Below are 25,012 nucleotides of genomic sequence, written 5' to 3'. Positions count from 1 at the left end.
CGTTCCCATGCTCCGCGTGGGAATGCCTCAATGGACGCTCTGCGTCCGCTTTGGGACGCAGAGCGTCCTGGGCTGCATTCCCACGCAGAGCGTGGGAACGATCATTGGCTCATTCAAGGAAGGACATGAGTAAAAAACTGCTGGATGAAACGAGCAAATTTCTCAGCTACGTACTGCGCCACGAACCTCAAAAGATTGGTCTGACGCTGGATTCGCATGGCTGGGCAGATATCAACGCACTGATTAGTGGCGCGGCCCGAGACGGACGTACCCTAGATCGTGTTTTGATTGAAGCTGTGGTGGCGAGTAGCGACAAGAAGCGTTTCTCGATTTCCACTGACGGCTTGTGCATCCGCGCTGTTCAGGGCCATTCGACGGAGACTGTCGAGTTGCAGTTCGACGAGAAACACCCACCGCAAATGCTGTATCACGGCACAGCGACGCGTTTTCTCGATTCAATCAATGAACAAGGTTTAATCCCTGGATCACGCCATCATGTGCATCTTTCGGAAGAAATCGCCACTGCCACTTCGGTAGGTCAACGCTACGGCAGCGTGGTGATCCTTGAAATCGCCGCGCAGCAAATGCAGGAAGAAGGCTTCAAGTTCTATCAGGCCGAAAACGGCGTATGGCTGACAGACCACGTACCCCCCCACTTCATGATCAAACTGTAAATCCGAGACACTCATAACTACTGTAGGAGTGAGCCTCCTCGCGATAGCTGTTTGACACTCAACATTCACGCCGACTGACACCCCTCTTCGCGAGCAGGCTCGCTCCCACTATCGGGCCTTGGTTCACTGATTCTTCGATAAGCGGCTCTGCGCCTGAAGAATCGCCTTGAGGCCAATGGAATCCTTGCAGCCCAGCGCTATCGCTTTATCCAAGTGTTCGATATTCCCGCTGTCGCGCAGATCGCTGCCGTTTACACGAGTCAACGCGAGTATGTAGTAGGCCTCAGCCCGAAACTGGTCTTCGGACAATACCAAGCCAGCTGCGCGGGCTCGCATGGCGGCAATCGGCCCGACCTTGCCGGCAGGCGCTCCGTTTTCTTCGAAACACAACGAACGTTTGGCCTGCAACGGATAGTCGTCAGCATGCGTATCAGGCTTGAGCAGCAACTGCTCGAGAGATTGCAAGAATTTCAAATGATCAGGATTTTGCGCATCAAATCGTTCATACGCCTTGTCGCACAGATGGTAATAACCCACCGCAGCCGCCACCAATCCATCACTCATAGCCTTTTGATAAAGGCCGCAGGTCTGTAGGCGCGTCTGCTCGGAAAACATCGGGTTGTCCTGCAGGCTGGCCAGAAAGTAAGTGGCCAGCGTATGCCCGCCGTCCGACGCATGCTTGAGACTGCCGACAAGAGCTTCGAGATCGCCCTCAGCAATTCGCAGCTGTTCGGGTGTGTATTGAACGCTTTCCCCGGCGGCCTCCCGCTTGATGCGTTCATTGGCTTCACGCTCGATTTTTTGCGCGGTTCTCTGCGCACTGGCGAAATATTCTTCAGGGGTGACAACCCGTTCGCATGCTCCGCAAAAAAGCAGGCCGAGAACCAGCGTGCAGGCAAAAATGGCTTTCAAGATTTGTCTTCCTTTACAAATGAGGGGGCTTGGAGCTTTCGGCGGTTCATGAACAAACTTGAGCAAACGCCAGAAACAACTGTGGGAGCGAGCCTGCTCGCGAAGACGTCTTAACATTCAACATCATCGTTGACGATCAGACCGCTTTCGCGAGCAGGCTCGCTCCCACAGTTTTTATTGCGTGATGCTTAAGCGAGCTTTTCGAACTTCAGATCCCACACGCCGTGGCCAAGACGTTCGCCGCGGCGTTCGAACTTGGTGATCGGGCGTTCGGCCGGGCGCGGCACGCATTTGCCGTCTTCGGCAAGGTTGCGGTAGCCCGGGGCGACGTTCATCACTTCCAGCATGTATTCGGCGTACGGTTCCCAGTCGGTGGCCATGTGCAGAATGCCGCCGACCTTCAACTTGCTGCGCACCAGTTCAGCGAAGGACGCCTGAACGATGCGGCGCTTGTGGTGACGACTCTTGTGCCATGGATCGGGGAAAAACAGCATCAGGCGATCGAGGCTGTTGTCGGCGATGCAGCGATTGAGCACTTCGATCGCGTCGCAGTCGTAAACCCGCAGGTTGGTCAGGCCCTGCGTCAGTACGCCATTGAGCAGCGCGCCGACACCCGGACGGTGCACTTCGACGCCGATGAAATCCTGCTCCGGTGCGGCCGCGGCCATTTCCAGCAGCGAGTGGCCCATGCCGAAACCGATTTCCAGCGAGCGCGGTGCCGAGCGGCCGAAGACCTGGTCGTAATCGACCGGCGCATCAGCCAGCGGCAGCACGTACAGCGGCGCGCCCTGGTCCAGGCCGCGTTGCTGGCCTTCGGTCATGCGCCCGGCGCGCATCACGAAACTCTTGATGCGGCGGTGTTGGCGCTCATCGCCTTCGTCCGGCTGGACAGGCGTGTCGTTCGATTCAGTCATCAATGGCTCTTACTTGATCAGACCATCCAGCGGCGAAGAGGCGCTGGCATAGAGTTTTTTCGGCATACGGCCAGCGAGGTAGGCCAGACGACCCGCGACGATGGCGTGTTGCATGGCTTGCGCCATCAGCACTGGCTGCTGAGCGTGGGCAATGGCCGAGTTCATCAGTACGGCGTCACAACCCAGCTCCATGGCGATGGTCGCGTCGGACGCAGTGCCGACACCAGCATCGACCAGCACAGGAATCTTGGCTTCTTCGAGAATGATCTGCAGGTTGTACGGGTTGCAGATGCCCAGACCCGAACCGATCAGACCGGCCAGGGGCATCACCGCAATGCAGCCTATTTCCGCCAGTTGCCGGGCGATGATCGGGTCATCGCTGGTGTAGACCATCACGTCGAAGCCTTCCTTGACCAGCGTTTCGGCGGCCTTGAGGGTTTCGATCACGTTGGGGAACAGGGTTTTCTGGTCGGCCAGCACTTCCAGCTTCACCAGGTTGTGGCCGTCGAGCAGCTCACGGGCCAGGCGGCAGGTGCGCACGGCTTCGATGGCGTCGTAGCAACCAGCAGTGTTCGGCAGGAAGGTGTAGCGCTCCGGCGACAGCACGTCGAGCAGGTTCGGCTCGCCTTCGATCTGACCGAGGTTGGTGCGGCGCACGGCGAAGGTGACGATCTCGGCACCCGAGGCTTCGATGGCCTGACGGGTTTCTTCCATGTCACGGTACTTGCCGGTACCGACCAGCAAACGCGACTGGTAGGTACGACCGGCCAGCACAAAAGGCTTGTCGCTACGAACGATGCTCATAAGGAATCCTCTTTAGGAGTGAGGGTCTTGCAGAATTCTGTGCCCTTGCGGGCCGGGCCGATTAACCGCCGCCGATGGCGTGCACCACTTCGACGTTGTCGCCGTCATTAAGCGTGGTCTCGGCATGCTGGCTGCGCGGGACGATATCCAGATTGAGTTCAACTGCTACCCGGCGTCCGGTCAGTTCCAGGCGGGTAATCAGCGCCGCAACGGTCTCGCCGTCGGGCAATTCAAGGGGTTCGCCGTTCAATTGAATGCGCATGCACAACGCCGCCATCATTTTAGGGGCTGGCATTCTAGCCCGATCATGACCTAAAGGTCAGTACCAAGCGTCAAGCGGTCGGCTGCAAACGCCACGCTGCGAGGCCGAGACATACCCAGCCGGCGAGAAAGGCCAGGCCACCGAACGGCGTGATGATGCCGAGCTTGCTGATGCCCGTCAGGGTCAACAGGTACAGGCTGCCGGAGAACAACAGAATGCCGACGGCAAAGGACACGCCGGCCCAAGTGATCAGCCGCCCCGGAATCTGCGTGGCGAGAAGCGCGACCCCGAACAGCGCGAGGGTGTGCACCAGTTGATAAGTGACGCCGGTGTGGAAGATCGTCAGATATTCTGGGGTCAGGCGATTTTTCAGGCCGTGGGCGGCAAACGCGCCCAATGCGACCCCGGTGAAACCGAAAAAAGCAGCCAGCATCAAAAAGCCACGCAGCATTGGGAACTCCAGTCAGACGCAATCGGCAGGGTCTGTATAATGGCCCGCTCCACCGGTTCGGCCAAGCCATCTCTATGCTGCGTTCAATATTCCGTCGTCTTGTGAAGGCCCTGCTCTGGTTCGTCGGTGGCAGCATCCTGTTGGTGCTGCTGTTTCGCTTCGTGCCGCCACCGGGCACCGCGCTGATGGTCGAGCGCAAGGTTGAATCGTGGATCGACGGCGAGCCGATCGACCTGCAGCGCACCTGGAAGCCGTGGGACGAGATCTCCGACGATCTGAAAGTGGCGGTGATTGCCGGCGAAGACCAGAAATTCCCCGAGCATTGGGGCTTTGATCTGCGCGCCATTCAGGCGGCGCTGGCCCATAACGAGCTGGGCGGTTCGATTCGCGGCGCCAGCACCCTGAGTCAGCAAGTGTCGAAAAACCTCTTTCTCTGGGCCGGACGCAGTTATCTGCGCAAAGGGCTCGAGGCTTGGTTCACTGCGCTGATCGAGGTGTTCTGGCCCAAGCAGCGGATTCTTGAGGTGTACCTGAACAGCGTTGAATGGGATGACGGCGTGTTTGGCGCCGAAGCGGCGGCTCGTCATCACTTTGGCGTGAGTGCAAAGTCGCTGTCGCGGCAGCAGGCGAGTTATCTGGCGGCGGTGTTGCCTAATCCGCGGGTATGGAGCGCGAGCCATCCGACCGGTTATGTGTCGCGCCGGGCCGGGTGGATTCGTCAGCAGATGAGTCAGTTGGGCGGGGATAGTTATCTGTTTGGGCTCAATGATTCGCGGCGGGCGCCTTGGTCTGAATAGCACCGAAGATCAAAGGTAGGAGTGAGCCTGCTCGCGATAGCGGTGTGTCAGTAACGAAGATTTCGCCTGATACACCGCTATCGCGAGCAGGCTCACTCCTACAGGGGTTTTGTGCGGCATCGGAAATAAAAACGCCCCGATCATCGCTGATCGGGGCGTTTTTGTTTGCCGGGCGCCGGTTACGCGGCGATCGACAATTTGAGCTTGTTCATCGCGCTTTTCTCAAGCTGACGAATCCGCTCGGCCGACACGTTGTATTTCTGCGCCAGGTCGTGCAGCGTGGCTTTCTCCTCGGCCAGCCAGCGCTGGTAGAGGATGTCACGGCTGCGTTCGTCCAGCACTTCCAGCGCTTCGTGCAGGTTGCTGTTGGAGTTGTCGCTCCAGTCAGCGTCTTCCAGCTGACGCGCCGGGTCGTACCGGTGGTCTTCCAGGTAATTGGCCGGCGACTGGAAAGCGCTATCGTCGTCCGCTTCCGCGGCCGGGTCGAAGGCCATGTCATGGCCGGTCAGGCGACTTTCCATCTCGCGTACTTCTCGCGGCTCGACGCCGAGGCTTTCCGCTACACGGTGGACTTCCTCGTTGTTCAGCCACGCCAGACGCTTCTTCTGGCTGCGCAGGTTGAAGAACAGCTTGCGCTGGGCCTTGGTGGTCGCGACTTTCACAATGCGCCAGTTGCGCAGGATGAACTCGTGAATTTCCGCCTTGATCCAGTGCACGGCGAACGACACCAGACGCACACCCATTTCCGGATTGAAGCGCTTCACGGCCTTCATCAGACCGACGTTACCTTCCTGGATCAGGTCAGCCTGAGCCAGACCGTAGCCGGAATAGCTACGGGCAATGTGTACGACAAATCGCAGGTGGGCGAGCACCATCTGCCGAGCCGCCCCCAGATCCTGCTCATAGTAGAGACTCTCGGCCAGTTCACGCTCCTGCTCCGGCGTCAGCAATGGAATGCTGTTCACGGTGTGCACATAGGCTTCCAGGTTCGCACCCGGAACCAACGCGTACGCAGGTTGCAAAGAATTGGTCATGCGAAAAAACCTCCCACTTACATACTCGTGCCTCTCGGCACTGCGAAAAATTGACCGGGAACTCAGGTACAAGTTCCCATAAAAACCGCAAGGTCAATCACGCGCAAAAAAGATTCTACTTCGGCGCCAGCTCCCTGAGATGACGTGCGACTGCAATCCATGCACCGATATAACCCAACAGCACCGCGCCAAGCAAGAGCGACAGACCGTCGGCCGCTGGCACACCGGCCAGGGCGAAATCACTGCCGTACAAGCCGGCTAGTCCAACCACCGCATCGTTCAGCCAGTTCAGGCCGAACGCCAATACACCCCAGGACAAAAGCCCTGCACCGAAGCCATACAACGCGCCCATATAAAGGAAGGGACGCCGTACATAACTGTCAGTGCCGCCGACGAGTTTAATCACTTCTATCTCGGTTCGGCGGTTTTCAATATGAAGACGAATGGTATTGCCTATCACCAAAAGTAATGCAGAAACCAGCAGCACCGTCAGACCGAAGACAAACCGATCGCCCAGCTTGAGGATGGCGGCCAGACGTTCGACCCAGACTAGATCAAGTTGCGCCTGTTGTACCTTGGGCAGCTCGGAAAGTTTTTGTCTTAATGCTTCGAGTGTCGGCTTGTCGACTTCGTTCGGTGTCACCAGCACCACACCGGGCAAAGGGTTCTCGGGCAGCTCACGCAGGGCTTCGCCGAGGCCGGACTGCTGCTGGAACTCCTCGAGCGCCTGATCGCGGCCGACATATTCAGCATCAGCGACGCCGGGCATGCCTTTGATCTGCTCGCGCAACGACTCACCCTGCTCCGGCGTCGCGTCGAGTTGCAGGTACAGCGAGATCTGCGCCGCGCGCTGCCACGAACCGCCGAGACGTTCGACATTGTTCAGCAGCAGCGACAGGCCCATCGGCAAACTCAACGCAACGGCCATCACCATGCAGGTGAAGAAGCTGCCGATTGGCTGCTTGCCGAGGCGACGCAGGCTGTCGAGCAGGCTGGCGCGGTGACTTTCAATCCACGCACGGAACAGCGTGGCGAAGTCCGGGCCATCGTCATCGTCGTGTTTTTTCTTTTTCGGCGGCTGCGGATCGGCGGCTTTCGGGGCCACACGTTCGGAAACCTTCGGGCTGCGTGTCGCACTCATACCCCGGCCTCCCCGTCGCCAATCAAGCGGCCGCGTTGCAGTGTGAGCATGCGGTGACGCATGCGCGCGATCAGTGCCAGGTCGTGACTGGCGATCAGCACGCTGGTGCCCAAACGGTTGATGTCTTCGAACACACCCATGATTTCCGCCGCCAGACGCGGGTCGAGGTTACCGGTCGGTTCGTCCGCCAGCAGCAAGGCCGGGCGATGGACGATGGCGCGGGCGATGCCGACGCGCTGTTGCTGACCGGTGGACAGGTCGCCGGGGTACAGATCGGTTTTATCCGACAGCGCTACACGCTCCAGCGCCGAATCGACGCGCTTGGCGATTTCAACCTTGGACAGGCCGAGGATCTGCAACGGCAAGGCGACGTTATTGAATACGGTGCGATCAAACAGCAACTGGTGATTCTGGAACACCACGCCGATCTGCCGGCGCAGAAACGGAATCTGCGCATTGCTGATGGTGCTCAGGTCCTGCCCGGCGAGCAGCAGCTTGCCGCTGGTCGGTCGCTCCATCGCCAGCAACAGGCGCAACAGGGTGGATTTACCAGCACCGGAGTGACCGGTGACAAACAGGAACTCGCCACGACGCACTCGAAAGCTCAGCTCATGCAAGCCGACGTGACCGTTCGGGTAGCGTTTACCGACCTGTTCGAAACGAATCATGAACGCTCCCGCTCGGCAAACAGTGCCTGGACAAAGGGTTCTGCTTCAAAAGTACGCAAGTCGTCGATGCCTTCACCGACGCCGATGTAGCGAATCGGCAGACCGAACTGCTTGGCGAGGGCGAAGATCACCCCCCCCTTGGCGGTGCCGTCGAGCTTGGTCAGGGCCAGGCCGGTCAGTTCAACGGTCTGGTTGAATTGCTTGGCCTGGTTGATCGCGTTCTGCCCGGTGCCGGCGTCGAGCACCAGCAGCACTTCGTGCGGCGCGTCAGCGTCGAGCTTGCCGATGACCCGGCGCACCTTTTTCAGCTCTTCCATCAGGTTGTCTTTGGTGTGCAGACGACCGGCGGTGTCAGCGATCAACACATCGATGCCACGAGCCTTGGCGGCCTGCACGGCGTCGAAGATCACCGAAGCCGAATCGGCACCGGTGTGCTGGGCGATGACCGGAATCTTGTTGCGCTCGCCCCAGACCTGCAATTGCTCGACTGCTGCGGCACGGAAGGTATCACCGGCGGCCAGCATGACTTTCTTGCCTTCCAGTTGCAGCTTCTTCGCCAGCTTGCCGATGGTGGTGGTTTTACCGGCGCCGTTGACGCCGACCACCAGAATCACGAACGGCTTGTTCTGCGAGGCGATCTTCAGCGGCTGTTCGACCGGCTTGAGCATGGCTGCCAGCTCGGCCTGCAACGACTTGTACAGCGCATCGGCGTCGGCCAGCTCTTTGCGCGCAACCTTTTGGGTCAGGCGCTGGATGATCTGCGTGGTGGCTTCGACGCCGACGTCGGCGGTGAGCAGACGGGTTTCGAGGTCGTCGAGCAAATCGTCATCGATGGTCTTGCGCCCGAGGAACAGGCTGGCCATGCCTTCGCCGATGCTGGCGCTGGTCTTCGACAGGCCTTGCTTGAGGCGGGCGAAGAAACCGGCCTTGGTTTCTTCGGTGCGCGGGGCTTCGACGGGTGTTTCTGCCGGCGCTTCGACCGGCACGATCGGAGCGACAGCTGGCGCAGCGGCAACCGGTGCAGGTGCAGGTGCAGGTGCAGGCTCGGACGGCGGGACAACCGGGGCGACGGGTTCGGAAATGACCGGCGCGTGTTCAACAACCGGTTGCGCTACAGGCTCCTCGGCGACCTCTGCAGCCGGCGCGGGGATTACCGGCGTCACATGCGGCGCTGCCTCTTCAACGAAGGCCACCGGTTCTTCCGCTACCGGCAAGGTCAGCCAAGGCTCGGCGGCCGGCGTCAGCGGCAACTCCGCAGCCACTGGCGCTTCAGGCTCGGCCGCGACCTCCGGCTGCAACACCGGCTCGGCGATCGGCAGCACGATCGGCGCAGATTCTTCTTTTATAGCAGGAGCCGGCGCGGGCTCGGCAATCGCGGGCGGCTGTTCGACGACGGGTTCCTGCGGTTTTTTCCGCAGCCATCCGAACAGGCTTTTCTTCTCGCCAGCCGCAGCTGGGCTCTTCTTGTCGTCGTTGGAACCAAACATGGAGGACGGCTATCTCACGGTAGCGACGCGCCATAAGGGCGCCCCGGCAAATAAATATTCGATGCAGAACAGACTGTGTTTCACCCAGCTTGTTCACGCGCAACATTTTGTCGAGGCGCCGAAGGCACCTCAAGGATCGTTTTAACGAAGGGTTAAACCGGTAAAAATCGGCGAAAACGCTAAGTTTAGTTGATAAACCGCAGCATTCTGCCATGAACCCATACAGCCCGATCAGCGTTCGAAGCCTGATAGGCGTGGTCGCCGGTAAAACGGATCAGTATCCTAGCACCCTCTCGCCCGCCGACGCTAAGACCAAGCGGGCAGCCCAACAGGTTGAAAAACGAATGAATGCTCTAGCCCGCCGCGCTGCTGGCCTGCTGCTCAGCGCAGTCTGCCTGCCCCTTTCGGCCCTGGCGGCCGACCCGCAACCGACCCATGAATTCACCCTCGACAACGGCCTCAAGGTCGTCGTGCGCGAGGACCATCGTGCGCCGGTGGTCGTTTCGCAGATCTGGTACAAGGTCGGCTCCAGCTACGAGACTCCGGGCCAGACCGGTCTGTCCCACGCGCTCGAGCACATGATGTTCAAGGGCAGCGAAAAAGTCGGCCCCGGCGAAGCTTCGCTGATCCTGCGCGACCTCGGCGCCGAAGAGAACGCGTTCACCAGCGACGACTTCACGGCTTATTACCAGGTGCTGGCCCGCGATCGCCTCGGCGTGGCGTTTGAGCTGGAAGCCGACCGCATGGCCAACCTGCGCCTGCCGGCCGACGAGTTCGCCAAGGAGATCGAAGTCATCAAGGAAGAGCGCCGCCTGCGCACCGATGACAAGCCGATGTCCAAGGCCTACGAGCGCTACAAGGCCATGGCCTATCCGGCCAGCGGTTATCACACGCCGACCATCGGCTGGATGGCTGACCTCGACCGTATGAAAGTCGAGGAACTGCGCCACTGGTACCAATCCTGGTATGCGCCGAACAACGCCACGCTGGTCGTGGTCGGTGACGTCACTCCGGACGAAGTGAAAACCCTCGCCCAGCGCTACTACGGCCCGGTCGCCAAACGCGACGTGCCACCGGCGAAAAAACCGCTGGAACTGGCCGAGCCCGGCGAACGCCAGATCACCCTGCGCGTGCAAACCCAACTGCCGAGCCTGATGCTTGGCTTCAACGTGCCGAGCATTGCTACTGCTGATGACAAACGCTCGGTCAACGCCCTGCGCCTGATCTCGGCGCTGCTCGACGGCGGCTACAGCGGGCGCATCCCGGCGCAACTGGAACGCGGCGAAGAGCTGGTCTCCGGCGGCTCGTCGGACTATGACGCCTACACCCGCGGTGACAGTCTGTTCACCCTGTCGGCGACCCCAAATACGCAGAAGAAAAAGACCATCGCTCAGGCTGAAGCCGGGTTGTGGAAACTCCTAGAGCAGCTGAAGACCACCGCGCCGTCGGCCGCAGAGCTGAAGCGCGTGCGTGCGCAGGTGATCGCCGGTCTGGTGTTCGAACGTGATTCGATCACCAGCCAGGCCACCGCCATCGGCCAACTGGAAACGGTCGGTCTGTCGTGGAAGCTGATGGACACCGAGCTGGCCGATCTGGAAAGCGTGACCCCGCAAGACATCCAGAACGCCGCGAAAAAGTATTTCACCCGCGAACGTCTCAGCGTCGCCCATGTCCTGCCTTTGGAGACGACTCATGAGTGAGCGCAAAGCCCCACGCCTGATGCTGCTTGGCCTGATCGCTGTCGCGGTAATCGGCTCGGCAGCAGTTTATCTGTCGCCGAGCGCCGACAGCCATGCCAGCGAAGCGCTGGATAACGCCAAGTCCACGCAGAAACTGCAATCGCTGGCCGAACTCGACGGCAAGGCGCCGGCCAGCCGCACGCTCGACGTGCAGACCTGGACCACCACCCAGGGCGCCAAGGTGCTGTTCGTCGAAGCCCATGAGCTGCCGATGTTCGACATGCGCCTGATTTTCGCCGCCGGCAGCAGTCAGGACGGCAACGCAGCGGGACTGGCGGTGTTGACCAACGCGATGCTCAACGAAGGTGTCGCTGGCAAAGATGTCGGCGCCATCGCGCAGGGTTTTGAAGGTCTCGGTGCGGATTTCGGCAACGGCGCGTTCAAGGACATGGCGCTCGCTTCGTTGCGCAGCCTGAGCGCGGCCGACAAACGTGAACCGGCGCTGAAGCTGTTTGCCGAAGTGGTTGGCAAACCGACCTTCCCCGCCGACTCCTTCGCGCGCATCAAGAACCAGATGCTTGCCGGTTTCGAATACCAGAAACAGAACCCCGGCAAACTCGCCAGCCTCGAGCTGATGAAGCGTTTGTACGGCGATCACCCGTACGCGCATTCAAGCGACGGCAACGTGCAAAGCGTGCCGAAGATCACCCTGGCGCAGTTGCGTGATTTTCACGCCAAGGCTTACGCCGCCGGCAACGCGGTGATTGCCCTGGTCGGTGACTTGTCGCGCGCCGAAGCCGAGGCGATTGCCAATCAGGTGTCCGGCGCACTGCCAAAAGGCCCGGCGCTGGCGAAAATCGCGGCACCGCAGGAGCCGAAAGCCAGCGTCAACCACATCGAGTTTCCGTCGAAACAGACCAACCTGATGCTCGCGCAACTGGGCATCGACCGTGACGACCCGGATTACGCCGCGCTGTCGATGGGCAACCAGATCCTCGGTGGCGGCGGCTTCGGCACACGCCTGATGAGTGAAGTGCGCGAGAAACGTGGCCTGACCTACGGCGTGTACTCGGCATTCAGCCCGATGCAGGCTCGCGGTCCGTTCATGATCAACCTGCAGACCCGCGCGGAAATGAGCGAAGGCACCCTGAAACTGGTGCAGGACGTACTCGCCGATTACCTGAAAACCGGGCCAACGCAGAAAGAACTCGACGACGCCAAACGCGAACTGGCCGGCAGCTTCCCACTGTCCACTGCGAGCAATGCCGATATCGTCGGCCAGCTCGGGGCGATGGGCTTCTATAATCTGCCGCTGAGCTATCTCGACGATTTCATGCGTCAGTCGCAGAGCCTGACCGTCGAACAAGTGCGCGACGCGCTGAACAAACACCTGAGCACGGACAAAATGGTCATCGTCACCGCTGGCCCGACCGTGCCGCAAAAGCCGTTACCGGCCCCATCTGATAAACCTGCCGAGCAACCGCTCGGGGTTCCGGAGCATTAATGGCGACTCGTACCCCTAAAAAACCTGCGCACAACGTCCACAACGGTGTGAACCAGTTGCGCATCATTGGCGGCCAATGGCGCAGCCGCAAGCTGAGCTTCCCCGACGCGCCGGGCCTGCGCCCGACGCCGGACCGTGTGCGCGAAACCCTGTTCAACTGGCTGGCGCCGTACGTTGAAGGGGCCAAGGTACTCGACCCGTTCGCCGGCAGCGGCGCGCTGTTTCTCGAAGCGCTGTCCCGTGGCGCGGCGATGGGCCAGGCACTGGACACGAGCAACATCGCCGTGTCCAGCCTTAAGGAACACCTCGGCACCCTGCGCTGCACCACCGGCCAGGTGCAGACCGCCGACGCCTTGCGTTATCTGGAAACCCAGACCGCAACGCCGTTCGATCTGGTATTCCTCGACCCGCCGTTCAACCAGAACCTGCTGCCGGCGGTGTGCTCGCTGCTGGAAGAGCGACAGTGGCTGGCGACCGATTCGTGGATCTACACTGAAAGCGAAACCGCGCCGTCGACCCTCGGCCTGCCGGGCAACTGGCGCCTGCACCGCGAGCAGAAGTCCGGTCGGGTCTACTATGCGCTGTGGCAGCGTTCGACGCACATCGACGCCTGACCTGTAGCGAGCGACAACCTGTGGCAAGGGAGCCTGCTCCCTTGCCCTACGCACATCGAGAATCATCGTGCCCCCTTCCTCAGAGCGTTTCACTCCCGCCTTCGGTCTCGGCAATCCGCACTTACAGACTTTGTGGGGGCCGCTGTGGCGCAAAACCGTGCACATCGAACGCGAGCGCGAGCGTCTGTGGTTGGAGGACGGCGATTTTCTCGATCTCGACTGGCATGGTCCGCACAGCGCCGAAGCGCCATTGGTGCTGGTGTTGCACGGGCTGACCGGCTCTTCCAACTCGCCTTATGTGGCGGGCATTCAAAAGGCCTTGGCTGATCAGGGTTGGGCCAGCGTTGCGCTGAACTGGCGTGGCTGCTCGGGCGAACCGAACCTGCTGCCGCGCAGCTACCATTCCGGCGCCAGCGAAGATCTGGCCGAGACCATCAAACACCTGCATGCGAAACGCCCGCTGGCGCCGTTGTTTGCGGTCGGCTACTCGCTCGGCGGCAATGTTCTGCTCAAGCATCTGGGCGAGACCGGTAGCGCCAGTGGCCTGCAGGGTGCGGTGGCGGTGTCGGTGCCGTTTCGCCTCGATCAGTGCGCCGACCGTATCGGCCAGGGTTTTTCCAAGGTTTATCAGGCGCACTTCATGCGTGAGATGGTCGCTTACATCAAGAACAAGCAGCGGCAGTTTCAGCATGACGGTCGTGAGGATGGCCTGGCGAAACTGGCGGCGCTCGGTTCGCTGGAAAACATGCGCACGTTCTGGGATTTCGATGGCCGCATCACCGCGCCATTGCATGGTTTCAACGACGCCGAGGATTACTATCGCCGCGCCTCGAGTCGCTATTTCCTCGGTGAGATTCGCACTCCGACGCTAATCATTCAGGCGGCCGACGATCCGTTCGTATTCCCGCACAGCCTGCCGCAGGCCGATGAACTGTCGGCCTGCACGCAATTCGAGCTGCAGCCGCGCGGCGGGCATGTCGGGTTTGTCGATGGCTCGGTTCGCACGCCCGGTTATTACCTGGAGCGGCGAATTCCGCAGTGGTTGCGCACACGGCCAGTGTAGGAGTGAGCCTGCTCGCGATGGCGTCCTGTCAGTCACTTCATCTTTAACTGACACACTGCTATCGCGAGCAGGCTCACTCCTACAGGGGTACGCGTTGTTTATTCGCCCGTGGCAATGCCTCGCGATGGCTCGTTGATCCACTCGCTCCACGACCCGGCATACAGCGCACCCAGCGGATAACCGGCCAGGCACAGGGCGAACAGGTTATGACACGCCGTCACCCCCGAGCCGCAGTAGGCGACCAACTCCGATGGCGAGCGATCGCCGAGTTTCGCCGCAAAACGCCGCTTGAGCTGATCGGCCGGCTGAAAGCGCCCGTCGCTGCCGAGGTTGTCGGTGAACGCCGCGCACTGTGCACCGGGAATGTGCCCGGCGACCGGATCGATCGGTTCCACTTCGCCTTTGAAGCGCGGCAGTGCGCGGGCATCGATCAAGGTCAATGACGGGTGACCAAGACGCTGCTGCAATTGCTCGGCGCTGAGCAGCAGGCTCATGTCCGGCTCGCCGCTGAAATTGCCACGAGCAATGGCCGGCGGATCCAGACTCAGCGGCAGCCCGGCCGCATGCCAGGCCTTGAGCCCGCCGTCGAGAATGAACACGCCGTCGCGCTTGCCCAGCCACGCCAGCAACCACCACGCCCGTGCCGCGTAGGCACCCGGGCCGTCGTCGTAGAGAACCACGTCGCTGTCATTGCTGATGCCCCAATCCTGCAGGCGCTCGATCAGCGCCGCCGGCTCGGGCAGCGGATGACGGCCGCTCACGCCCTTGATGACTTTGCCGCTCAGGTCCCGTTCGAGATCGGCGAAGCTCGCCCCGGCGATATGCCCTTCGGCGTAGCTGCGCTGACCGTAGTCCGGGTCTTCGAGGGCGAAACGGCAATCGAGGATCACCAGCCCCGGCTGCGCCTTGCGGGCGTCCAGTGCGACGGGGCTGATCAGTTGCGCAATCGGCATAACGGGCTCCTGGGTATCAACACAAAAGGCTTATTTGACGTCTTCGAGGGCCTGGGCCAGCGGCACGTAGAATTCTTCGAACAGTGCATTGACCTCGTCGCGCGCCTGCGCGGTGACAAACCCGGCTTCCAGCACCAGCACCTGATACACGCCACGCTTGATGGCTTGTTCACTGAGGTGGTTGGAGTTTTCCCGGGTGGTGCACAAGAAGCGCACCCACGAAGTCAGGATGATCCACGCGTTGAGAGTCAGTGATTCGATCTGCACGCGGTCCATGTCGAGAATCCCGGCAGCAACGAAACCTTCGTAGATCGCCGCGCCCTGAATCACGCAGCGCTGGGAGAAGCGTCGGTATCGCGCGGCCAGTTCCGGATCGCTGTCGAGCAGATGCTCAAGGTCGCGGTGCAAAAAGCGGTAGCGCCACATCGCCGAGAGCAGTTCCTTAAGATAGAAACGCTTGTCTTCGACCGTCGCCGCGCGGCCCTGCGGTGGGCGCAAAAAGCTGTCGACCAGGCTTTCGTACTCACTGAACAGCACGGCGATGATCGCCTGCTTGTTGGGGAAGTGGTAGTACAGATTGCCCGGAGAAATCTCCATGTGGGCGGCAATGTGATTGGTGCTGATACTGCGCTCGCCCTGTTGATTGAACAGTTCGAGGCTGTTGAGCACGATACGCTCGCTGGTTTTTATTCGTGGGGCCATGGCTTGAGCTTTAATTCAGGGTGCGTGTAGGGGCATCTTACGACCTAACCGGAAATGGATAAAACACCGCTGTGCATGGAAGTCATTTGACTTTCTAGAGCATAGACTCTAAAAAGTTCGTCACTACAATAAAATCCGGAGCAGAGCATGACTGCCGATATTGCCTACCTGCAAACGTTGCAGCCCGCGCTGGCCGAGCTTGATCGGTTGTTCGAGGCGCAACGTGCCGCCTACGCCGCCAATCCGATGCCGCCCGCCGCGCAGCGCCAGCAATGGCTCAAGGCACTGGCGGATCTGCTCAGCAGCGAACGGCAGGCATTGACTGCGGCCATCAGTTCGGATTTCAGCCATCGCAGCGCCGATGAAACCCTGCTCGCTGAACTGATGCCGAGCCTGCACGGCATCCATTACGCCAGCCGCCATCTCAAAGGCTGGATGAAAGCCTCACGGCGCAAGGTCGGCATGGCCTTCCAGCCGGCGTCGGCAAAAGTGGTGTATCAGCCGCTGGGCGTGGTCGGCGTGATCGTGCCGTGGAATTACCCATTGTATCTGGCCGTCGGCCCGCTGGTCGGCGCGCTCTCGGCGGGCAATCGGGTCATGCTCAAACTCAGCGAGTCGACCCCGGCCACCGGGCAACTGCTCAAGCAGCTGCTGGCGCGCATCTTCCCCGAGGATCTGGTCTGCGTGGTGCTTGGCGAGGCCGATGTCGGCGTGGCATTTTCCCGCCTGCGCTTCGATCACTTGCTGTTCACTGGCGCCACCAGCATCGGCAAACATGTGATGCGCGCCGCGGCGGAAAACCTCACCCCGGTGACCCTCGAACTGGGCGGCAAATCCCCGGCCATCGTCTCGCACGACGTGCCGCTCAAGGACGCCGCCGAGCGCATCGCCTTCGGCAAGACCCTGAACGCCGGGCAGACCTGCGTCGCCCCGGATTACGTGCTGGTGCCGGAAGATCGCGTCGGTGCGTTCGTTGAAGCCTATCGCCAGGCCGTACAGGGTTTTTACCCGACGCTCGCCGATAATCCGGACTACACGGCGATCATCAACGAGCGTCAGCTGGCGCGTCTCAACGGCTACATCAGCGATGCCACCAGCAAGGGCGCGCTGCTGATTCCGCTGTTCGAACAGGGCCAGGGCCGGCGCATGCCGCACAGCGTGCTGCTGAATGTCAGCGATGACATGACCGTGATGCAGGACGAAATCTTCGGCCCACTGCTGCCAATCGTGCCGTATCGGGATTTGCAGCAGGCATTTGCTTACATCAATCAGCGCCCACGTCCTCTGGCTCTTTACTACTTTGGCTACGACAAACGCGAACAGCGGCGCGTGCTGCATGAAACCCATTCCGGCGGCGTCTGCCTCAACGACACGCTGCTGCATGTCGCGCAGGACGACATGCCGTTCGGCGGCATCGGTGCGTCCGGCATGGGTCATTACCACGGTCACGAAGGTTTCCTGACGTTCAGCAAAGCCAAAGGCGTGCTGATCAAACAGCGTTTCAACGCCGCCAGGCTGATCTACCCGCCCTACGGCAAAACCGTGCAGAAGCTGATTCAGAAGCTGTTCATTCGCTAAACGCTGGTCACCGCCGGGTAATAACAACAATGCACCCAAGCCTGACTGCAACACCCGCGCTGTCGCGCCGTGGCCTGCTGAAATTCAGCCTCGGCGCAACGGCCTTCCTCGCCACCGCCGGCCTCGGGGCCAGCCTCAGTGGTTGCTCGTCGAGCATCGCCGCCAACGGTTTTGTCTCACTGCGCGACGGCGATCTGCTGTTTCTGCGCGCGCTGATTCCGGTGATGCTCGACGGCGCCGTCGCGGCAGAAAAGCTGCCGACGGCGGTCGAGGGCACGCTCCAGTCGCTGGATTACAGCCTCGATCACCTGTCGCCAGAAATGCTCAAGCTCACCCGGCAACTGTTCGACGTGCTGGGCATGGCCGTCACCCGCGGGCCGCTCACCGGCATCTGGGGCAGTTGGGAAAACGCCAGCCCCGCGGCCATGCGGCATTTTCTCCAGCGCTGGGAAAACAGCTCGCTGAGCCTGTTGCGCATGGGCCATAGCTCGTTGCAGCAGATGGTGATGATGGCGTGGTACACGCGCCCGGAATCCTGGGCGCACTGCGGATATCCCGGCCCGCCCACGGTTTGAGATCGGCGGCGCGGCCTTCGCGAGCAGGCTCGCTCCCACAGGGGGTCGCATTCCAATGTGGGAGCGAGCCTGCTCGCGAAGGGGCCAGTCGCCACACCTTGCATCCAAAAATAATAAAAGAGAGCCCGACCGATGCCCGTACCCGATCCTTTCCGCGAAGGCCTCGCCCGCGGCTGGAAAACCTACAACGGTTCGCAACTGACCGATGACCTGACCCTTGAAGCCGACGTAGCGATCATCGGCAGCGGCGCTGGCGGCGGTACCACTGCGGAAATTCTCAGCGCGGCCGGCTACAAAGTCCTGCTGATCGAAGAAGGCCCGCTGAAAACCAGCTCCGACTTCAAACTGCTTGAGGGCCAGGCCTACAGCAGTCTCTATCAGGAAGGCATCGGGCGCATGAGCAAGGACGGTGCGATCACTATCCTGCAAGGCCGCGCGGTCGGCGGCACGACGCTGATCAATTGGACTTCGAGCTTTCGCACGCCCGATCCGACCCTCGAACACTGGGCTCGGGAACACAACGTCAAAGGCCACAGCCCGGTCGAAATGGCACCGTGGTTCGAAAAAATGGAGCAGCGTCTCGGCGTTGCGCCGTGGAGGGTGCCGCCGAATGCCAATAATGACGTGATCCGCAAAGGCTGCGAACAGCTCGGTTATAGCTGGCATGTGATTCCGCGCAATGTACGTGGCTGCTGGAATTTGGGTTATTGCGGCATGGGCTGCCCGGCCAATGCCAAGCAATCGATGCTGGTTACGACCATTCCGGCGACGTTGGAAAAGGGTGGCGAGCTGCTTTATCTGGCGCGTGCAGAAAAACTGTTGATCAGCGGCGACAAGGTGGCCGGTCTGCAATGCGTGGCCATGGACGAGCGCTGCGTCGAGCCGACAGGTCGGCGCATCACCGTTCAGGCGCGGCATTACGTGCTGGCGGGGGGCGGCATCAACAGCCCGGCGCTGCTGCTGCGTTCGGACGCGCCGGACCCGCATGAGAATCTTGGCAAGCGTACGTTCCTGCACCCGGTGAACATGTCCGCCGCGCGCTTTGACGAAGTCATCAACCCGTTCTACGGCGCGCCGCAGTCGATTTACTCCGACCATTTCCAGTGGAAGGACGGCACCACCGGGCCGATGGCCTTCAAACTCGAAGTGCCGCCACTGCATCCGGCGCTCGCGGCGACGTTGCTCGGCGGCTTTGGTGCAGAAAATGCGCAGCACATGGCCGACCTGCCGCACACCCACGCCATGCTCGCCTTGCTGCGTGACGGTTTTCACCCGGATAGCGTGGGTGGCTCGGTCGAGCTGCGCGGCGACGGTTCGCCGGTGCTCGACTATCAGCTTTCACCCTACGCCTGGGACGGTCTGCGCCGGGCCTTTCACGTCATGGCGGAAATCCAGTTCGCCGGTGGCGCGAAATCGGTGATGCCAATGCATGCCGACGCCCGCTACGTGAAAACCCTGGGCGAAGCGCGCAGCCTGATCGACGGGCTGAGCCTTGAGCTGTATCGCACGCGCCTGGGCAGCGCCCATGTGATGGGCGGCTGCGCCATGGGTGAGGATGCCAGAAGCGCGGTGACCGACAGTCTCGGGCGCCATCATCAATTGGCCAATCTGTCGATTCACGACGGCTCGCTGTTCCCCACCAGCATTGGCGCCAACCCGCAATTGTCGGTGTATGGCTTGACCGCGCAACTCGCGACGTCCCTCGCCGATCGGCTGAGAAACCCATGAAAAAACCGATGATTGCCGGCGTCTATAGTGCGTTCTTACCCAACACGCGACTTGGCCGACCGGTTAGGCTGCGATACCATCCGACTCCCCAACGGACTCCCGCCAGGACGACGCGATGAACCGAGTGTTGTACCCAGGTACCTTCGACCCTATTACCAAGGGCCATGGCGATCTGGTCGAACGCGCCTCGCGCCTGTTCGACCATGTGATCATTGCTGTCGCCGCCAGCCCGAAAAAGAACCCGCTGTTCCCGCTGGAACAACGCGTGGAACTGGCGCGCGAAGTCACCCGGCACTTGCCGAACGTGGAAGTGGTCGGTTTCTCGACGCTGCTGGCGCATTTCGCTAAAGAGCAGAACGCCAATGTGTTCTTGCGTGGTTTGCGCGCGGTGTCGGACTTCGAATACGAATTCCAGCTGGCCAACATGAACCGCCAGCTGGCGCCGGATGTGGAGAGTCTGTTTCTCACGCCGTCGGAACGCTATTCGTTCATTTCCTCGACGCTGGTACGGGAAATTGCCGCGCTGGGCGGCGATATCAGCAAGTTCGTCCACCCGGCCGTGGCCGATGCGCTGACCCTGCGCTTTAAAAAGTAACGACCGTTCAAACGGCGCCCGCGTGCACTGCGGGCGCCAATGCGGCACAATTGCGCGCATTGATTTATAGCGCCCGGGCCTGCCGCCCCGGCTGGAGTTAGCATGTCCCTGATCATCACCGACGATTGCATCAACTGCGACGTCTGCGAACCCGAGTGCCCGAACGCCGCCATCTCCCAAGGCGAAGAGATCTACGTGATCGACCCCAACCTGTGCACCCAGTGCGTCGGCCACTACGACGAACCGCAGTGCCAGCAGGTTTGCCCGGTGGATTGCATTCCCCTGGACGAAGCCCATCCGGAGACTGAAGAGCAATTGATGGAGAAGTACCGCAAGATTACCGGCAAGGCCTGATTTTTCAGCGCCTGTCAGGTCCTCTTCGCCAGCAGGCTGGCTCCCACAGTGGTTTTGTGTCGATGCACATTCCCTGTGGGAGCCAGCCTGCTGGCGATAGGGCCATCAGCCACACTGCTGAAATCTGATCAGCTCACTCGCGCTGCTCAAACCCCTCCCCCGTACACCCCAGACAGCGCACAAAAGCAGCCTTCGCCGGGTCGACCACCAGCGCCTTCCCCGCATCGCCGACTCCGCCGCCCAGCGCGGTGAACGGCAACGACACGACAAACGCGCCGGCACCGATCACTGTGGCCACGACCAATAATGGCCGGGCGATCAATAGATCGCCGAGCATGGCGTAGGCCGGTGGGTTCTGGATGGTGTAGCGCGGATCACCGCTGCCGCTTTCCGTGGCCCGGGCGACCAGACTGGAACACAACAGCAGCGTGACGAAGAGGACTTGCAGGCATTTCATGGCGCGATCCTTCGGGCTGAGCAGTGAGACTCCTCATTATAGACCCGAGGATGTTTTCAGGTCTGGCAGCGCGGGCAGAACACACTGGCGCGCTGCCCAAGCTTGACCTCGCGCAGGCCGGTGCCGCAGACCTTGCAGTGTTCACCGCCGCGGCCATAGACAAACAGCTCCTGCTGGAAATATCCCGGCTGCCCGTCGCCGCCGATGAAATCACGCAGCGTGGTGCCGCCGCGCTCGATCGCTGCGGCGAGGATGCGTTTGATCTCGATCGCCAGCTTCAGATAGCGCCCTCGGGAAATTCCGCCGGCTGCTCGACGCGGATCGATCCCGGCGGCAAACAGCGCTTCGGTCGCGTAGATATTGCCGACCCCGACCACCACGGCGTTGTCCATGATGAACGGCTTGACCGCCATCGCCCGCCCGCGCGACAGCTGAAACAGCCGCTCGCCATCGAACAGATCGGTCAGCGGTTCCGGCCCGAGGCGAATCAGCAATTCATGATTGAGCGGATCGCTGCTCCACAACATCGCACCGAAACGCCGCGGATCGGTGTAGCGCAGCGCCAGCCCCGACTCCAGCTCGATGTCGACGTGCTCGTGCTTGAGCGCCGGCAACCCGGCTTCGACCAGACGTAGATTGCCCGACATGCCCAGATGGCTGATCAGCGTGCCGACCTCGGCATTGATCAACAGGTACTTGGCGCGGCGCTCGACCAGCACGATGCGCTGCCCCGACAGGCGCACGTCGAGATCTTCAGGGATCGGCCAGCGTAGCCGCCGGTCACGCACAATCACCCGGCTGACGCGCTGGCCTTCCAGATGCGGGGCGATGCCGCGGCGGGTGGTTTCGACTTCCGGCAGTTCAGGCATGCTGTCCTCGAATCAATGCGCGCCGAGGTCGCGGATCGTTTGCTTGAGGGTTTCGAAGTCGTAGTCCGACAGGCCTACGTAATCGAGCACCAGCGGGCCAACGGCGTTCCACTCGAAGTCTTCGGTCTGGTTGCCCAGTACCCGATACGACGCGCAGATGTTTTCGGCCATCTTCAGAATCGCCAGCAGGTTTTTCAGCTGGCTGTTCTTCGACGACTCGTCGCTGAAGATCGCCAACGCGTTGTGGTGATTGGCGATGGCCGCGCTGACATGCTCTGGCAGGCGCCAGGATTTTGCGGTGTAGTAACCGACCACGGCATGGTTGGTGTTGAACACACGGTTTTCCGTGTCGACCACCCGGCATTCCGGGCTGGCGCTGGCGTAGGCCTCTTCGAGTACGATCATGTAATCGGGGAAGCGCTGCAGCATCAACGGCACGCCACAATCGTGGAACAGCCCCAACGCATAGGCTTCATCGCCGGCCTGGGTGCCGATGCGCTTGGCCAGGGTCAGGCAGGTCATCGCCACATCCTGAGCAGTGTCCCAGAAGCGGTTGAGGGTGACGATGGTGTCGTCGTTCATTTCGCCCTTGATCGACTGCGCGTTGATCAGGTTGATGATCGAACGGCTGCCGAGCAGGTTCACCGCGCGCTGGATCGAAGTGATCTTGTTGCTCAGGCCGTAATAAGGCGAATTGACGATTTTCAGCAGTGCGCCGGACAGGCCCGGGTCCTGGGAGATCAGCTTGGCGATCACCTCCAGATCCGGGTCGGGCATGTACTGCTCCATTTGCAGATCCACCATGATCTGCGGTTGCGCCGGCACACTGATGCCTTGCAGCGATTGTTGAATCTGTTCGGTGGTCAGCTCTTGGGACATAAGTACACACTCTGGGACAGGCGGCGATTCTAACCGCTGAAAACGCGGGGCGACACACCGACGGGCACATCGCCGGAACTTTCATTCAAGCCCAGGCTTCGGACTGTGTGAGGCCCGCTGCACTTTTCAGGTCCGGCGCGGTGAAAAATCCCCACAGACTCAGGAGCTTATCGATGGCTAATTCCCTGAACGGCAAACGCGTCGCTTTTCTGGTAACCGATGGTTTCGAACAGGTGGAACTGACAGGTCCCAAGGACGCCCTCGACCAGGCCGGCGCGCAGACCGAAATCCTCTCGGCGAAATCCGGCACGGTCAAAGGCTGGAATCATGACAAACCAGCGGACGACTTCCCCGTCGCCAATACCTTCCAGGCCGTCAACATCGATCAGTACGACGCCGTGGTCCTGCCCGGCGGTGTGCAGAACTCGGACACCATCCGCATCGATGAAAATGCCCAGCAACTGGTCAAGTCCGCCGCATCGGCCGGCAAGCCGATCGCGGTGATCTGTCATGGCGGCTGGCTGCTGATTTCCGCGGGGCTGGTCGATGGCAAGACCATGACCAGTTACAAAACCCTCAAGGACGATCTGGTCAATGCCGGTGCCAACTGGGTGGATCAGGAAGTGGTCAAGGACGGCAAGCTGATCAGCAGCCGTCAGCCGGACGATGTGCCGGCGTTCAGTCAGGCTTTGATCGACGCACTGGCTGCGTAATCTTCGGCACCCCTTGCGCAAGCAGGCTCGCTCCCACTGGTATTCGTAATACCAATGTGGAGCGAGCCTGCTTGCGAAGGCGCCATCAGCGTTTCATCGCATCCACGGCCCTGCGCAAACTTCAACACGCTATACTCCCGCTCTTTTTTCCGGAGCGACGTCATGTCCCTGCCTAGCTTGCGCCTCAAAGCCAACGCCGACCGTCGCCTGCGCGCCGGTCACCTGTGGGTCTACAGCAACGAAATCGATGTAGCCGCTACCCCGCTGCACGGCTTCAATGCCGGCGATCAGGCCATTCTCGAAGCCGCGGGTGGCAAGCCGTTGGGCATCGTCGCGATGAGCCCGAACAACCTGATCTGTGCCCGTTTGCTGTCGCGCGACATTAAAGTGGCGCTGGACAAGTCCTTGGTGGTGCACCGCTTGAACGTGGCCCTGTCGCTGCGCGAGCGTCTGTTCGACAAGCCGTTCTACCGCCTGGTCTACGGCGATTCCGACCTGTTGCCGGGCCTGGTGGTCGACCGTTTCGGCGACATTCTGGTGGTGCAGATTGCATCGGCGACCATGGAAGCGCACAAGGACGACGTGATCGCCGCCCTGACCCAAGTGCTCAAGCCAAGCGGCATTCTGTTCAAGAACGACTCCGCCGCCCGTGATGCCGAAGGCCTCAACCGCTACGTCGAAACCGTGTTCGGTCTGGTCCCGGAATGGGTTGCACTGGAAGAGAACGGCGTGAAATTCGAAGCGCCGGTGATTCAGGGGCAGAAAACCGGCTGGTTCTACGATCACCGCATGAACCGCGCCCGCCTCGCTCCTTACGCCAAAGGCAAACGCGTCCTCGACCTCTACAGCTACATCGGTGGCTGGGGTGTGCAAGCGGCCGCATTCGGCGCCAGCGAAGTGTTCTGCGTCGACGCTTCGGCGTTCGCCCTCGACGGTGTTGAGCGTAACGCGGCGCTGAACGGTTTCGCCGACAAGATGACCTGCATCGAAGGCGATGTCTTTGAGGCCCTGAAAGAGCTGAAAGCCAGCGAAGAGCGTTTCGACGTGATCGTTGCCGACCCGCCTGCCTTCATCAAGCGCAAGAAAGACATGAAAAACGGCGAAGGCGCTTACCGTCGCCTGAACGAGCAAGCCATGCGCCTGCTCAACAAGGACGGCATCCTGGTCAGCGCGTCGTGCTCGATGCACCTGCCCGAGGACGATCTGCAGAACATCCTGCTGACCAGCGCCCGTCACCTGGATCGCAACATTCAGTTGCTGGAGCGTGGCGGGCAGGGTCCGGACCACCCGGTACACCCGGCCATCGCCGAAACTCGCTACATCAAGAGCATTACCTGCCGCCTGCTGCCCAACAGCTGATTCGCGCGGATAACGGGGGAGCCAGCAGGCTCCCCCGTTTGTTTGTACACCGCCCGGTGTGTTTTTTCGACTGTTCTGCAAACTTCCTACAATTACTTTCCTCCAGCCATGCAGGACGTTTCTCTCCGCCTTTCAATTATTGAAACCTTGCCTACAAGTTCAATTAAGCACAAAGATAGCTCTGACAAAATTACTGGAATTTTCCTACCGAATATCCGCTTGCCAATAGTCCATTACAAACTATTA

At 60.9% G+C, this 25,012-nt stretch carries 27 protein-coding genes; 13 read left to right on the top strand and 14 right to left on the bottom strand.

The features are described 5' to 3' along the window. Window positions 1-125: 125 nt before the first annotated feature. Window positions 126-674: an RNA 2'-phosphotransferase gene (locus tag J3P75_RS02135; protein ID WP_434709171.1), complete on the top strand. Its 549-nt coding sequence runs from the start codon at window positions 126-128 to the stop codon at window positions 672-674. A gap of 123 nt (window positions 675-797) precedes the next feature. Here J3P75_RS02135 and J3P75_RS02130 read toward each other — a convergent pair whose 3' ends face one another. The 5 genes from J3P75_RS02130 to J3P75_RS02110 form a co-directional block, all read right to left on the bottom strand. Then, a complete protein-coding gene (locus J3P75_RS02130) occupies window positions 798-1,586 on the bottom strand; it encodes a hypothetical protein (protein ID WP_434709170.1) in 789 nt (262 codons plus the stop codon). Between the two features lie 188 nt (window positions 1,587-1,774). Continuing rightward, a complete protein-coding gene (trmB, locus tag J3P75_RS02125) occupies window positions 1,775-2,500 on the bottom strand; it encodes a tRNA (guanosine(46)-N7)-methyltransferase TrmB (RefSeq protein ID WP_253496804.1) in 726 nt (241 codons plus the stop codon). A gap of 9 nt (window positions 2,501-2,509) precedes the next feature. Beyond that, window positions 2,510-3,304: a thiazole synthase gene (locus tag J3P75_RS02120; protein ID WP_203419852.1), complete on the bottom strand. Its 795-nt coding sequence runs from the start codon at window positions 3,302-3,304 to the stop codon at window positions 2,510-2,512. A gap of 61 nt (window positions 3,305-3,365) precedes the next feature. Next, window positions 3,366-3,566: a sulfur carrier protein ThiS gene (thiS, locus tag J3P75_RS02115; protein WP_172604520.1), complete on the bottom strand. Its 201-nt coding sequence runs from the start codon at window positions 3,564-3,566 to the stop codon at window positions 3,366-3,368. A gap of 70 nt (window positions 3,567-3,636) precedes the next feature. Next, a complete protein-coding gene (locus J3P75_RS02110) occupies window positions 3,637-4,017 on the bottom strand; it encodes a DUF423 domain-containing protein (protein WP_090287167.1) in 381 nt (126 codons plus the stop codon). A 74-nt stretch (window positions 4,018-4,091) separates the two neighbouring features. Between J3P75_RS02110 and mtgA the strand changes: the two genes are divergently transcribed. Next, window positions 4,092-4,814, top strand: coding sequence for a monofunctional biosynthetic peptidoglycan transglycosylase (gene mtgA / locus J3P75_RS02105; RefSeq protein ID WP_434709169.1), 723 nt, complete (start codon window positions 4,092-4,094; stop codon window positions 4,812-4,814). 179 nt (window positions 4,815-4,993) lie between these two features. Here mtgA and rpoH read toward each other — a convergent pair whose 3' ends face one another. From rpoH to ftsY, 4 genes are all read right to left on the bottom strand, one after another. After that, window positions 4,994-5,848, bottom strand: coding sequence for an RNA polymerase sigma factor RpoH (gene rpoH, locus J3P75_RS02100; protein WP_007913617.1), 855 nt, complete (start codon window positions 5,846-5,848; stop codon window positions 4,994-4,996). 115 nt (window positions 5,849-5,963) lie between these two features. Next, on the bottom strand, window positions 5,964-6,989 hold the full coding sequence (ftsX, locus tag J3P75_RS02095; RefSeq protein ID WP_434594666.1) for a permease-like cell division protein FtsX: 1,026 nt from the start codon (window positions 6,987-6,989) through the stop codon (window positions 5,964-5,966). Next, window positions 6,986-7,657, bottom strand: coding sequence for a cell division ATP-binding protein FtsE (gene ftsE / locus J3P75_RS02090; protein WP_090287173.1), 672 nt, complete (start codon window positions 7,655-7,657; stop codon window positions 6,986-6,988). Before ftsE ends, ftsX begins: the two co-directional genes overlap by 4 nt. Next, window positions 7,654-9,144 carry a signal recognition particle-docking protein FtsY gene (gene ftsY / locus J3P75_RS02085; RefSeq protein ID WP_434709168.1) on the bottom strand — a complete coding sequence of 497 codons (1,491 nt, stop codon included), beginning with the start codon at window positions 9,142-9,144 and terminating at the stop codon, window positions 7,654-7,656. The genes ftsE and ftsY overlap by 4 nt, the downstream gene beginning before the upstream one ends. A gap of 344 nt (window positions 9,145-9,488) precedes the next feature. Here ftsY and J3P75_RS02080 point away from each other — a divergent pair, with 344 nt between their 5' ends. The 4 genes from J3P75_RS02080 (at window position 9,489) to J3P75_RS02065 (ending at window position 14,004) form a co-directional block, all read left to right on the top strand. Further along, the gene (locus J3P75_RS02080; protein WP_434709167.1) at window positions 9,489-10,844 is read left to right on the top strand and encodes a M16 family metallopeptidase; all 1,356 of its coding nucleotides are present in this window, start codon (window positions 9,489-9,491) and stop codon (window positions 10,842-10,844) included. Continuing rightward, window positions 10,837-12,327 carry a M16 family metallopeptidase gene (locus J3P75_RS02075; protein WP_434709166.1) on the top strand — a complete coding sequence of 497 codons (1,491 nt, stop codon included), beginning with the start codon at window positions 10,837-10,839 and terminating at the stop codon, window positions 12,325-12,327. Before J3P75_RS02080 ends, J3P75_RS02075 begins: the two co-directional genes overlap by 8 nt. Then, window positions 12,327-12,941 (top strand): 16S rRNA (guanine(966)-N(2))-methyltransferase RsmD, encoded by a 615-nt coding sequence (rsmD, locus tag J3P75_RS02070; RefSeq protein WP_434709165.1) that lies wholly within the window; start codon window positions 12,327-12,329, stop codon window positions 12,939-12,941. Before J3P75_RS02075 ends, rsmD begins: the two co-directional genes overlap by 1 nt. Window positions 12,942-13,008: 67 nt before the next feature. Then, complete coding sequence (locus J3P75_RS02065) at window positions 13,009-14,004, top strand: hydrolase (protein ID WP_434709164.1); 996 nt, start codon at window positions 13,009-13,011, stop codon at window positions 14,002-14,004. Between the two features lie 98 nt (window positions 14,005-14,102). On the opposite strand, the gene J3P75_RS02060 is transcribed toward J3P75_RS02065, so the two are convergent. Then, window positions 14,103-14,957, bottom strand: coding sequence for a sulfurtransferase (locus J3P75_RS02060; protein ID WP_434709163.1), 855 nt, complete (start codon window positions 14,955-14,957; stop codon window positions 14,103-14,105). Between the two features lie 30 nt (window positions 14,958-14,987). Further along, on the bottom strand, window positions 14,988-15,659 hold the full coding sequence (locus J3P75_RS02055) for a TetR/AcrR family transcriptional regulator (protein ID WP_122596593.1): 672 nt from the start codon (window positions 15,657-15,659) through the stop codon (window positions 14,988-14,990). 147 nt (window positions 15,660-15,806) lie between these two features. Between J3P75_RS02055 and J3P75_RS02050 the strand changes: the two genes are divergently transcribed. The 5 genes from J3P75_RS02050 (at window position 15,807) to J3P75_RS02030 (ending at window position 20,489) form a co-directional block, all read left to right on the top strand. Next, window positions 15,807-17,237 (top strand): coniferyl aldehyde dehydrogenase, encoded by a 1,431-nt coding sequence (locus tag J3P75_RS02050; protein WP_434709162.1) that lies wholly within the window; start codon window positions 15,807-15,809, stop codon window positions 17,235-17,237. 29 nt (window positions 17,238-17,266) lie between these two features. Beyond that, complete coding sequence (locus J3P75_RS02045) at window positions 17,267-17,812, top strand: twin-arginine translocation pathway signal protein (protein ID WP_434709161.1); 546 nt, start codon at window positions 17,267-17,269, stop codon at window positions 17,810-17,812. Between the two features lie 132 nt (window positions 17,813-17,944). Then, window positions 17,945-19,540 carry a GMC family oxidoreductase N-terminal domain-containing protein gene (locus J3P75_RS02040; protein WP_434709160.1) on the top strand — a complete coding sequence of 532 codons (1,596 nt, stop codon included), beginning with the start codon at window positions 17,945-17,947 and terminating at the stop codon, window positions 19,538-19,540. A 115-nt stretch (window positions 19,541-19,655) separates the two neighbouring features. Continuing rightward, entirely contained in the window at window positions 19,656-20,135 is a 480-nt protein-coding gene (coaD, locus tag J3P75_RS02035) for a pantetheine-phosphate adenylyltransferase (protein WP_042606545.1), read from the top strand. 102 nt (window positions 20,136-20,237) lie between these two features. After that, window positions 20,238-20,489, top strand: coding sequence for a YfhL family 4Fe-4S dicluster ferredoxin (locus J3P75_RS02030; protein ID WP_003195146.1), 252 nt, complete (start codon window positions 20,238-20,240; stop codon window positions 20,487-20,489). A 133-nt stretch (window positions 20,490-20,622) separates the two neighbouring features. On the opposite strand, the gene J3P75_RS02025 is transcribed toward J3P75_RS02030, so the two are convergent. From J3P75_RS02025 to J3P75_RS02015, 3 genes are read right to left on the bottom strand one after another with little or no spacing between them, the layout of a single operon-like run. After that, window positions 20,623-20,946: a multidrug transporter gene (locus J3P75_RS02025; RefSeq protein ID WP_434709159.1), complete on the bottom strand. Its 324-nt coding sequence runs from the start codon at window positions 20,944-20,946 to the stop codon at window positions 20,623-20,625. 56 nt (window positions 20,947-21,002) lie between these two features. After that, on the bottom strand, window positions 21,003-21,815 hold the full coding sequence (mutM, locus tag J3P75_RS02020; RefSeq protein WP_090287192.1) for a bifunctional DNA-formamidopyrimidine glycosylase/DNA-(apurinic or apyrimidinic site) lyase: 813 nt from the start codon (window positions 21,813-21,815) through the stop codon (window positions 21,003-21,005). Window positions 21,816-21,827: 12 nt separating this feature from the next. Further along, on the bottom strand, window positions 21,828-22,640 hold the full coding sequence (locus tag J3P75_RS02015) for an HDOD domain-containing protein (protein WP_434711195.1): 813 nt from the start codon (window positions 22,638-22,640) through the stop codon (window positions 21,828-21,830). A 227-nt stretch (window positions 22,641-22,867) separates the two neighbouring features. On the opposite strand from J3P75_RS02015, the gene J3P75_RS02010 reads away from it, so the two are divergent. Both J3P75_RS02010 and J3P75_RS02005 read left to right on the top strand, forming a co-directional pair. Further along, on the top strand, window positions 22,868-23,407 hold the full coding sequence (locus tag J3P75_RS02010; protein WP_434709158.1) for a type 1 glutamine amidotransferase domain-containing protein: 540 nt from the start codon (window positions 22,868-22,870) through the stop codon (window positions 23,405-23,407). Window positions 23,408-23,569: 162 nt separating this feature from the next. Then, window positions 23,570-24,766 carry a class I SAM-dependent rRNA methyltransferase gene (locus tag J3P75_RS02005; RefSeq protein ID WP_434709157.1) on the top strand — a complete coding sequence of 399 codons (1,197 nt, stop codon included), beginning with the start codon at window positions 23,570-23,572 and terminating at the stop codon, window positions 24,764-24,766. Window positions 24,767-25,012 lie beyond the last annotated feature (246 nt).

It is taken from the genome of Pseudomonas sp. R1-1 (genome assembly GCF_051132135.1).
Taxonomy (GTDB): Bacteria; Pseudomonadota; Gammaproteobacteria; order Pseudomonadales; family Pseudomonadaceae; genus Aquipseudomonas.
This window is presented reverse-complemented; position numbering and strand designations above follow the sequence as displayed.